8 protein-coding genes and 1 pseudogene are annotated in these 11,030 nt (G+C 41.7%); 3 read left to right on the forward strand and 6 right to left on the reverse strand.

Going from position 1 to position 11,030, the window contains the following annotated elements:
- Positions 1–36: 36 nt before the first annotated feature.
- The 3 genes from VB775_RS08990 (at position 37) to purT (ending at position 3,577) form a co-directional block, all read left to right on the forward strand.
- The gene (locus tag VB775_RS08990; protein ID WP_281009810.1) at positions 37–795 is read left to right on the forward strand and encodes a TVP38/TMEM64 family protein; all 759 of its coding nucleotides are present in this window, start codon (positions 37–39) and stop codon (positions 793–795) included.
- Between the two features lie 197 nt (positions 796–992).
- Entirely contained in the window at positions 993–2,078 is a 1,086-nt protein-coding gene (gene arsS / locus VB775_RS08995; RefSeq protein ID WP_281009636.1) for an arsenosugar biosynthesis radical SAM (seleno)protein ArsS, read from the forward strand.
- 311 nt (positions 2,079–2,389) lie between these two features.
- A complete protein-coding gene (purT, locus tag VB775_RS09000) occupies positions 2,390–3,577 on the forward strand; it encodes a formate-dependent phosphoribosylglycinamide formyltransferase (RefSeq protein ID WP_323216738.1) in 1,188 nt (395 codons plus the stop codon).
- Positions 3,578–3,845: 268 nt separating this feature from the next.
- On the opposite strand, the gene VB775_RS09005 is transcribed toward purT, so the two are convergent.
- From VB775_RS09005 to VB775_RS09030, 6 genes and pseudogenes are all read right to left on the reverse strand, one after another.
- Positions 3,846–6,122, reverse strand: a complete 2,277-nt coding sequence (locus VB775_RS09005; protein WP_281009638.1) for an amylo-alpha-1,6-glucosidase — start codon at positions 6,120–6,122, stop codon at positions 3,846–3,848.
- Between the two features lie 592 nt (positions 6,123–6,714).
- Positions 6,715–7,260 carry a GIN domain-containing protein gene (locus tag VB775_RS09010; protein ID WP_281009639.1) on the reverse strand — a complete coding sequence of 182 codons (546 nt, stop codon included), beginning with the start codon at positions 7,258–7,260 and terminating at the stop codon, positions 6,715–6,717.
- Positions 7,261–7,406: 146 nt separating this feature from the next.
- On the reverse strand, positions 7,407–8,735 hold the full coding sequence (locus VB775_RS09015; protein ID WP_281009640.1) for a glycosyltransferase: 1,329 nt from the start codon (positions 8,733–8,735) through the stop codon (positions 7,407–7,409).
- Positions 8,736–8,790: 55 nt separating this feature from the next.
- On the reverse strand, positions 8,791–9,867 hold the full coding sequence (locus VB775_RS09020; RefSeq protein WP_281009641.1) for a glycosyltransferase family 4 protein: 1,077 nt from the start codon (positions 9,865–9,867) through the stop codon (positions 8,791–8,793).
- 512 nt (positions 9,868–10,379) lie between these two features.
- Positions 10,380–10,727 carry a thioredoxin family protein gene (locus VB775_RS09025; RefSeq protein ID WP_281009642.1) on the reverse strand — a complete coding sequence of 116 codons (348 nt, stop codon included), beginning with the start codon at positions 10,725–10,727 and terminating at the stop codon, positions 10,380–10,382.
- Positions 10,728–10,772: 45 nt separating this feature from the next.
- Positions 10,773–11,030, reverse strand: a pseudogene (locus VB775_RS09030) (hypothetical protein); the annotation flags it as partial.

Genomic DNA, 11,030 nt, shown 5'->3' on the forward strand with positions numbered 1-11,030 from the left:
ATGAATTTGGATAACCTACAACTAAAGCTAAAAACTATGCTGATCGACAAAATTATATCGCTGAGATTAGGGCGATCGCTAATTCATTTAGCACCAAATTTAGCTCTAGCAGCGATCGCCTTTCTTTTGATGGCGAGTCCAGCTTTAGCCCAAACAACCGCCCCCACAGCAGGGTTTAATCCCCAAGAATTACTTCGTAATGCTTTGCAATGGGTAGAAAGCCTTGGCTATGTCGGTGGAATAGCCTTTATTGGGATTTACATCATCGCCACTGTTGCCTTTTTACCAGGTTCCATTCTCACATTGGGTGCAGGCGTGGTATTTGGAGTATTCCTTGGCTCAATCTATGTATTTATCGGTGCAACGATCGGCGCGATCGCCGCTTTTCTGGTCGGACGTTATCTCGCACGTGGCTGGATCGGCAAAAAAATTGCTGGTAATCAAAAATTTAATGCGATCGACAAGGCTGTAGCCCATGAAGGATTCAAGATTGTTTTATTAACTCGCCTTTCACCAATCTTCCCTTTCAATTTGCTCAATTATGCCTTTGGGGTCACGGGAGTCTCACTCAAAGACTATGCCTTAGCCTCCGTGGGGATGTTCCCTGGTACGGTGATGTACGTTTACATTGGCTCTCTAGCAGGTGATCTCGCCAGAATTGGCGGCGAGAATCAACCCACCGATCCCATAATTCAATGGATTATTCGCATTGTCGGTTTTATTGCTACGGTAGCTGTCACCGTATATGTTACCCGCATTGCCCGTAAAGCTCTAGATGAGAAAGTAACTGAATAAGTAGCTAGGCATAAGTAAACTAAAAACCTAGAAAGTTGTCCCGCCCACTACGCGGGCGGGACAACTTCTAGCTTTAGGTTTTACTTATGCCTAGCTACTTAAATGCTCTTAGCAAGAGTTTTGATTGTGCTGCAAGCAAAATCAAAAACCACACCACCGCCAATTTATTAGCTTATCTCTCCCTCTTCTAAACAACTATGTCCCCCACCGCAACTACTTCTCTAAACCAACGTCACGCTGCTTTATCTAGTCCCCAAAATCAAATTGAACTATTAGAATCCCTTGACCTTGAACACTTGCCAGCGCAAGGTGATTTTGCCTCAACTATTAGTAAAAATGGTTGGCAACAACTAACTCCATCCAAGTTAGAAATCTTCCAAATCAATATTGGTAAACTTTGCAATATGACCTGTCGGCACTGTCATGTTGATGCGGGGCCCGATCGCCGCGAAAATATGGATCGCCAAACTATTGATGACTGCCTCAAGGCCCTCGATCAGACGGAAGCCCATACTGTCGATATTACAGGTGGCGCTCCTGAATTAAATCCCCATTTTCGCTATTTGGTTGAGCAATGTGTCGTGCGTGGTAAGCATGTAATCGATCGCTGCAATCTCACTGTGCTGCTTCTTCCTACGATGCAGGATTTACCAAAATGGCTTGCCGAACATAGAGTAGAAGTTGTTTGCTCTCTTCCCCATTTTCGTCAGCCAAATACCGATAAACAGCGAGGTGATGGCACTTTTGAGCAGTCTATAGAAGCTCTGCATCGCCTAAATGCAGTGGGTTATGGCAAAGGTGATCCGCATCTCAAACTAACTCTAGTCAGCAATCCTGCCGATGCTACCCTATCTTGCAATCAAGCGGCGTTACTAGAGCAGATGTGGAAGCAAGGTTTAAGCGAAAATCATGGAATTACCTTCGATCGCCTAATTGCGATTAACAATATGCCAATTTCTCGTCATCTGGAATGGCTAGAGCAGTCTGGTAATTTGTCAGCTTATATGGAACTGCTAGTCAATTCCTATAACCCTGACACCGTATCAGGTTTAATGTGTCGAAATACGATTTCTGTATCTTGGGATGGGAGATTATTTGATTGCGACTTCAATCAGATGTTGGATTTAGAAATTCAATTAGATAGTCAAATGGGCGATCGCCAATATTTGCATATCCGTGATTTTAATCCTCAATTATTAGCCGATCGCCAAATCATCACGGGTCGTCATTGTTTTGGGTGTACCGCAGGCAAGGGTAGTTCTTGTAGTGGTGCGATCGCTTAAGACCAAAGCAAAAAATGGCGCAGCCATTTTTTGCTTTTAAAACTCCTGCTGGACTTAGTTTTTAATTCAACGTGAGTTCGATATAGCCATTTGCGTCGTGCTTCGCACGACGCAAATGGCGAAAAATAGTAAGAATCGCTTAGCGATTCTTACTATTTTTCGCTTTTGTCGAACTGACGTTAATTCACAAAAGTGTCGTCGCACTTTTGTGAATTAAAATTTATAGCGTTTATTATTCAGGGTGAATGTACCTCGCTTGCTTGAAAAACGCTATAACTATGCAATAACTATGCAATAACAAGGTGAATTTCATGGCGATCACATTACCAAAAAAAATTATGCTTCTTGGCTCTGGAGAACTGGGTAAAGAGGTTGTTATTGCTGCCCAAAGACTGGGTAATACGGTGATTGCAGTCGATCGCTATGACAATGCTCCTGCGATGCAAGTAGCCGATAATCGAGAAGTGATTTCAATGTTAGATGGGGAGTCCCTTGAGGCTGTCGTAAAGAAACATCAGCCTGATTTAATCGTGCCAGAAGTGGAAGCAATCCGCACCGAGAAACTACTCGAACTGGAAGCTCAAGGTTATACCGTTATTCCCACTGCTGCCGCAACCAATTTCACTATGAACCGCGATCGCATTCGAGATTTGGCAAGTAGTGAATTGGGGCTACGAACTGCCAGATACGCTTATGCCAACAGCCTTGATGAACTAAAAACCGTTGCTGCCGAAATTGGTTTTCCAAATGTGATTAAACCTGTAATGTCTTCCTCTGGCAAAGGTCAATCCGTTGTGCAAAATGCAAATGAACTGGAGAAAGCTTGGGACTATGCTATCGCTGGAGGGCGAGGTGATACTGCTAAAATTATTATTGAGGAATTTATCGATTTTGAAGTCGAAATCACCCTGTTAACAATCCGTCAATGGCAGGGGGAGACACTATTTTGTGAAGCAATTGGGCATCGTCAGGAACGAGGCGATTATCAAGAATCATGGCAACCCGTCGGCTTAACGTCAGTTCAGGTTAAACAAGCTCAAGATATTGCCCGCAAGGTCACCGATAAGCTTGGCGGTGCAGGGCTTTTTGGAGTAGAGTTTTTTATCACCAAAGATGAAGTAATTTTCTCTGAACTGTCTCCCCGTCCCCACGACACGGGAATGGTTACCCTCATATCTCAAAACCTTAACGAATTTGAACTCCATCTACGCGCAATTTTAGGCTTACCAATTCCCACGATTGAATTGCTTAGCCCGTCGGCAAGTGCGGTCATTCTTGCCAGCGAAACTAGCGCTAACATTTCCTTTACAGGCGTTGAAGAAGCTCTTAAGATTCCTAACACAGAAATTCGTTTGTTTGGCAAGCCAGATTCTCGCCCCTACCGTCGCATGGGTGTTGCCTTGGCAAAGGGAAAAGATGCTATAGAATCTCGTCAAAAGGCAACAGAAGCTGCATCCAAAGTCAAAATCGTCAATTATAGCAATGTAAGTTTTGCTTAGGAGATAAAACCAAAAAGATGAGTGGCGGCGCTTCGCGCCGCCACTCATCTTTTTGGTTTTGATTTTTCCTATCTATCTCTTGCGTTGCTATAAGTCCTATGCTATCGAAGATACAGCAATTTACAATCAAACGAACCACAAGAAAAAAACTTAAAAGCTTTGCAAAGCAAAGCTTTTAAGTTTTTTTCTTGGCTTTGGGTTTGAGCACAAAGCGTTGTAAAAGGTGGCGCAGGGAGTCACCTTTTAAAAAATAGATGCGATTTTTTAGCTAAGCCTCGATAATGACACGGACATTGCCGCGTTTTTTATTGACTCGACAAGCAGTGGTATCACCCGATCGCTCAAACTCTAGATCTAGTAACGTTTGTCCAATGCGTAGGTTTTGAATGGATAGACGATTAATGGAATTGAGTAAGCAGGGATCGATAATTCGCAATTGATTATTAGGGGCATCGGGTACAAAATTAACCATGATTCCGATTAACTGGAATATACTTCCTGTTGCCCAAGCTTGTGGTGAGCAGGCGACAGGATATTGTACAGGGAAGCTAAAGCCATCATGCTCGTAGCCACACAATAATTCTGGAGGACGATGATAGGGCTGAGCGATCGTCATGTCGATTAAGCCTTGCGCGATTCTCAAGGATTGTTTGACGAGACTATGTGATCGCATACCGATCGCAATCAAGCTATTGTCATGGGGCCAGACGGAACCAATGTGATATCCCATGGGATTATAGGCGGGAGATAGACTGCTCAGAGTCCGAATCCCCCAGCCGTTGAACATATCAGGCGCATTTAAACGGGCAGCTACACTTAGAGCCTTTTCGTAATCAAAAATACCTAAATTTAAGCAATGTCCAGCATTAGAAGCAATACTATCCACCTGCTTACCTGCACCATCTAAGGCGATCGCGCAATAGTCTTGATCGGGCATCCAAAAATCTTGATTGAACCGCAATTTCAATTCTCTTGCCTGCGATCGCCAAAGTTCGGCAAGATCGAATAATTGTCTTTTTTCGGCTAATTCACTCATGCGGATTTTGGCAGCATAGACGTAGCCCTGTACTTCACAGAGCGCGATCGCTCCTTCGGCAATTTCTCCTTTGCTATTGACAATGCAATTTTCGGAATCTTTCCAGCCCTGATTGAGCAAACCTTTTCCCGAAGAGCGATAATAATGGAGATATCCCGTTTCTTGGCAGTTACGATCAATCCATGCCATCGCCGAGAGGGCATTGGGCCATAGTTGCTCTAAAGTAGCGCGATCGGCAGTCCACGCATAATATTCGGCATAGAGCATTAACCAAAGGGGAGTTGCATCCACGGTTCCATAATAGGGAGTATGGGGAACTTCGTGACAACGCGCCATTTCTCCTAGCCTGATTTCGTGGAGAATTTTCCCCTTCTGTTCATCTTGCCATTCATTGTCAACTTTACCTTGGAAGTAAGCTAAGAGGGTGAGAGTATCACGGGCAATCGTGGGATCTAAAACCAAAGTTTGCGAAGCCGAAATGATCGAATCTCTCCCAAATAAAGTCGAAAACCAAGGCACTCCTGCCGAGAGAAAGTTATACTTTTCTGATGTCTGTCTGAGCAAATAAATATCCTGCACAGCGCGATCAATGACATGATTTAAGGATTTATTATCAACTTGAATCTTCGTAATTTGTTCTGTCCAAAGTGTCTCTTCTAATAGTTCCTCTGTTTTTGCCTGTGTAAAGGTTTCAGGTGCGCTAACGATTGAGGTTGGACAATTATTTGTAAATAAATGGATACAATAGCCGATGGTTCTCGATTCATGGGCTGCTAAATCGAAATGCCAAATAGCGGTATAGTCTTGAATTTCTTGGGGCTGAAAAGAATTAAATTGAATTCGTGATTCCATCAAAGAACCATCTAATCCTTCATAGGCAAGTACAATTTCCTTAGGCAATATTTCCGTCGATTTCTGATCTTGATTTGGTAGATAGCGAAGAAAATTACCCCTTTTTTCGCGCTTACTTCCCCTCACTTCAAATAGGTCTAGAAAATCAGCATCTAAGCTTAAGCTGAGTGTAAAGCTCACTGGATGAGTATTGTAGTTAGTTACTTGTGTCTGCTCAAAAAAACCACCTTTTATCACAATTTCTCGATGGATATCAATGGTTTCTGCCTTGATTTGACCTCCCTTTTTATTATCGATTTCGGGATTTGCACATAAAACAGTCATCGCAAAGCCCTTACGCGCTGTACTGCTAAATGAAATAGGCGATCGCCCCTCAATTTGTAACTCTAGCCGACTCAGAAATCTAGTGTCACGACAAAATAATCCCATGCTGTCTTCAATACCGCCAAGGCGACAGCTCAGATCTGAAATATTGCCTAGTGTGTCTGTAATCAGAAATAAATCATCATCTTTTAAGGTTAAGGTGGCGATCGGATGCTCGCCAATGACACAAACCCAAGGAGAAATCAGATTTCTATCAATAGGAATATATGTCCTTCCTCCGACTTCAATAGTGTTGGGTTCAATTATGGCTGGTGGTGGAGTGGTGTCGGGCATAATGTTTTATAATCGATCATCTCAAAGGTAAAAAGGTAAGGGCTATGAGAATTAATTCCATCATATAAAGAGATAAAGATACACCTAATAAAAATAATTTGTAAATTTTAAATATGAGAGGCGATCGCTTGATTTCGCGGATGATTTGATTGACTACGCTACAAAATGTAACTGAAAGCCCCTGAAACTAAATAATTGATGTTACGTGGAAGGCTAAGATTTGAGCTTGGAGACCAAGCCCCTATCTTTACGAATATGTAGGGATTTGGTCTCCAAATCCTCTTTCCTAAATCCTCTTTTACAGTAATTACCGATCAAACGAACCACAAGAAAAAATTTGAAAGCATTGCAAAGCAAAGCTTTCAAATTTTTTTGTTTGGGGCTTGAGCGCAAAGCGCTGTAAGATGACATAGAAACATTATGATAATCTTTGTTCCACGTAACATCAGTAAATAATATCAATTCACGAAAGCAAGGCAACACCTTTGCAAATTAAAAGCTAAACCCAGCAAGGGTTTTAAAAGCACAAAATGGCTTAGCTATTTTGTGCTTTAGGATAATATAGAAAAGCTATGCTCCGAAATATCTATTTTCAAATTCTTTTCTTAATTTCCCCCAGCCCTTTTACAGATTTGGAAACTTGAGGAGAACCAATATATTCTATTGATCCTATTCCTGATACAGATGCATCTAACTGTTCACTCACATTAACTAATGCACTACCTACGCCTTTATTACGAACTGTAGCCTGTCTAGCTTTTAACTCTTCACCATTAAAGCTGCCAACACCAGAAAGATCGAGATCTAATACATCCACATTTCCTGCGATCGCTACATTACCCACACCATCAAGGGAAATCGACAATCTTTTGCCTTGAATATCCTTAACTTCAATACTCCCAACTGCTTTTGTCTCCAAATTCTCTAAATTCTTCACCTCGACAATAAACTCAATCGGCTTACTAGGATTAATACTTGAATTATTCTCATTACTGATGTACAAGATTTGATCGGATATTTGACTCTGTAGAATTGGCAAAATATTTTCATCAGCAATAATTGTGAGAGATTCTTTACCCGTCTGCTGAATTTTGAGTTTGCCAACAGATTTAAAAGAGATAGTTGAAAATGTAGTCACTTCTCTAACTTCTGTTCTTAAAACTCCAGATCCTCTAATTCCATTCAGACTAATAGTACAGGCTGTAAATATACTTAAAGCCACTATAAACACAGTAAAAAAGTATATTAGCCTATTTTTCATTGTATTACCGTTCGTATTGTGATTTATTGAAGTAAGGCAGTATCTACAGTTCTACTGTATGCCGATCTATTCATGCTTGGCATCTTGTAACTCCAAGCCTGCTCATGCATAATTGATCGCGCTAATACGTGACGATAGAGTTCACTCAGTTGGATCGTCACACCTGTCCAACTATAGTGCTGATTCACATTCGCTGAAGACTGCTTCCGCATTTTTCTAACCCATAATTCATCAAAGAGAATTCGATGAATACTATTAGCAAAATCTTCATTATTCTTCGGCTCAACTAATAATCCTGTTTCTTCATGAATGATGGTAAATTTCAATCCACCGACATTAGATGCGACCACAGGTACACCACAAGCCATAGCCTCGATCGCAACTAGTCCGAAAGGTTCATAATGACTAGGAATTACGCACACATCAGCCGCAGTATAATAAAGCGGTAAAATATCATGTCCAATCCTACCTGCAAAAACGGTAGAATCCCTAAGCCCCAGTTCATCTATAAGGTTTTCAATTCTATTTCTTTCAGCACCATCAGACATATTGATCGAGCTACCGCCGACAATGATCAACTTGAGATTTTTCAGATCATGACTTTTGAGGATGGCAAAGGCGCGTACTAAAGTCTCAATCCCTTTTCTCTCATCAAATCTACCAACATAGAGAACAACTTTTTCGCAGTTATCTAACTTCAACTTAGCGCGAGCATGGGCCTGTGATGAGGGGTGAAATTTGGTTATATCAGTTCCACAGGGAATAACTTCGATTTGACCGCGAGTTGAAACCAGCGATCGTAAAGTCTCCTGCTCCTGAGGACTAGTTGCTACGACACAATTAGCCTGTTCTAAAATCTCACGCTCAATCCTTAAACGGGTGTTGGCAACTTGAGGGATTTCTACTAAAGATTGATATTTTACGGCTGCTAAGGAATGATAAGTATGTACCAACTGGATTCCACTGGTTTTCTGTAATTCCATGCCAACCCAAGCTGATAGCCAATAATTTGTATGAACTAAAGGATAATTTATTCCCTGAATCTTTTGGAATGCTTGAAATGAATTCAAAAATTCTGGCATAAGTTCAAACAGTCGATCTCTGGGAATATGCGACTCCATACCTGCTTTGAGCCGAATCGTTCGACAATGGGGCGAATGCTGCACGATCGCATCAGTATCAGGATGGCTCTTACGCGTAAACATATCCACTTGCCAACCCAAAGCAGCAAGGGTTTCACCCACATGACGCACGTATACATTTTGTCCCCCAGCTTCTTCTGAGCCAATTTCTGCCGCAGGATCGGCATGATCAGAAATAAGAGCGATCGCCTGTCTATTCAAACTTAACATAGTCTTTTTCTCCTTTTGTATTAAAGAATTGTTGGCGCTTAGCGCCAACAATTCTTTAATAGGTTTGCATTACCAAGTCGTGCTTCTGCCCATTTCGAGAATACTTTTCTGCCAAAATCTTTTGATATACAGCTTCATAGCCATCTGTCATGCGTTTTGCTGTGAAATTTATCAAGACATGATCGCGACAAGTGCGCCGATCTAATCTAGCTGCGAGGGCGATCGCATCTACACATTCATCAACAGTCTGACAGAGAAACCCGCTCACTCCATCGGCGATTACTTCGGGAGCTGAACCTAAACTGATGGCAATTACAGGAGTTCCTGTTACCATCGATTCGATCATTACTAGTCCAAAGGGTTCTTTCCATGTAATGGGAAAAAGCGTTGCCACAGCTCCACCCATAAGAACACTCTTTTGATGGTGATTAGCCTCGCCTAGAAATTCAATTTGGCTGCCACCAATATGGGGAAGAATTTTTGTCTCAAAGTATTCCAAATCTACAGCATCAACTTTTCCAGCCATTTTAAGATGCCACCCTGAACGTTTGGCGATCTCAATCGCTAAATGCGCTCCCTTTTCAGGAGAGATTCGACCCAAAAAAGCCAGATACGGTGGACGTTCTGGCTTGGGATAAAAACTATAAGTATTAGGAGCAATGCCGTTATAAACTGTAGATACATAGTTTAAGCCTAAATTCATATCCCTCTGAGAGTTAGAAATGCTAATGAATGGTTGATTTCTTACATGGCTAAATAGCTTCTCATTATCGGGTGTGAAAATGCCATGGAGAGTATGAACTGTAGGCGTTTTCACTAAATTGGTATAGGGCAATGATACACAACCTACATGGGAATGGATTATATCAAATTGAGCAGCATTTTCGTACACACGACTCATGTTTAACATGTCATAGATGTTGGGATCTTTAACGCTGGTATCTAAACGTAATGCTCTGGGATGAACGGATTCTAACTTAGCTGAGGTTATAGAATCTCCTGAAGCAAATAGAGTGACATCATGACCACGCTTGACTAATTCTTCGGTGAGTAAGCTGACCACAAGTTCAGTACCGCCATAGGCGGGGGGAGGAACCTGCTCCCATAGTGGGGCAATTTGGGCAATTCTCATTATGAATCTCCTGTCTATAACTTTTATCACAGGCTGTTATGATGGCTGCGATAGAAATTTGTTGTCTTACTAGGAAGACCATAACTGAGCAATGGTTGAGATCATGTATGCCAAAATCGCTAAATTACTTGATTTGTATAGGAACGTATTGAAACTTGATAGAACGTCAGTTCGACGAAAGCGAAAAATGGTAAGAATCGCTTAGCGATTCTTACCATTTTTCGCCATTTGCGTCGTGCGAAGCACGCCGCAAATGGCTATATCGAACTCACGTTAAAGATGTATGCAGATGGCTAGAAGCAATCAAAACCTACAGCAATTGCTGATCGGATGAGCCACAAGAAAAAATCTTGAAAATATTATTTTGCAACATTTTCAGGATTTTTCTTGGTTTGGTTTTGATCGCAAGTCCCTAGTTTTTATAGCAATGTAAGTTTTGCTTAGGACATAAAACCAAAAAGGTGAGTGGCGGCGCGAAGCGCCGCCACTCACCTTTTTGGTTTTGATTTTTTCTAGATATCTCTTGCGTTGCTATATAAAGACTTCTGAATTGTTTCAGAATAGAACTTTTTAGGCTTAAGTCCTGCAATTTTCTCAATTAGGCGATCGCCTTTGAATAGAAGCACTGTTGGGGCAGAGCGCACACCAAATTCAATAGCTAAGTCTGGCTCTTCGGTCATATCAATATCAACTAGATAGAAATTGCCATCTTGTTCGGCAGCAAGTTGATGGAGCAAAGGTTTTAAGGTTTCGCAAGCACTACAATGGGGCGCACCAACTTCCAGAAGAATCAACTTATCCGATTCTGCTTTCAGCTTCTCAAAAGCAAGACGACCTTGAAATACAACTTGTTCTGACACGATTATTTCTCCTTTTTTTTGATTAAACTTTTTACTTTTTACTTTTTACTTGTGGCTAACTAGCCATCGTTCTGCTTCCAGCGCCGCCATGCAGCCAGTACCTGCGGCAGTAATTGCTTGACGATAAATGTGATCTTGGACATCACCTGCCGCCCAAACTCCAGCAATATTAGTGCTATAGCGGTTTTCAAATGAGCGTGGTACGAGCGTCACATTCGTAAAACCAGCCAAAGAAGTCAGAATCGGAAACAGAATTGAAAGCGAGAGTGATAGCATCATAAAGCTGCTCAGTGGTTCTCGGAG

It is taken from the genome of Pseudanabaena sp. CCNP1317 (assembly GCF_034931345.1).
GTDB classification, from domain to species: domain Bacteria; phylum Cyanobacteriota; class Cyanobacteriia; order Pseudanabaenales; family Pseudanabaenaceae; genus Pseudanabaena; species Pseudanabaena galeata.

Coding starts and splice junctions, on each gene's coding strand:
- VB775_RS08990 (WP_281009810.1), top strand. CDS start 37: ATGCTGATCGACAAAATTATATCGCTGAGATTAGGGCGATCGCTAATT.
- arsS (WP_281009636.1), top strand. CDS start 993: ATGTCCCCCACCGCAACTACTTCTCTAAACCAACGTCACGCTGCTTTA.
- purT (WP_323216738.1), top strand. CDS start 2,390: ATGGCGATCACATTACCAAAAAAAATTATGCTTCTTGGCTCTGGAGAA.
- VB775_RS09005 (WP_281009638.1), bottom strand. CDS start 6,122: ATGCCCGACACCACTCCACCACCAGCCATAATTGAACCCAACACTATT.
- VB775_RS09015 (WP_281009640.1), bottom strand. CDS start 8,735: ATGTTAAGTTTGAATAGACAGGCGATCGCTCTTATTTCTGATCATGCC.
- VB775_RS09020 (WP_281009641.1), bottom strand. CDS start 9,867: ATGAGAATTGCCCAAATTGCCCCACTATGGGAGCAGGTTCCTCCCCCC.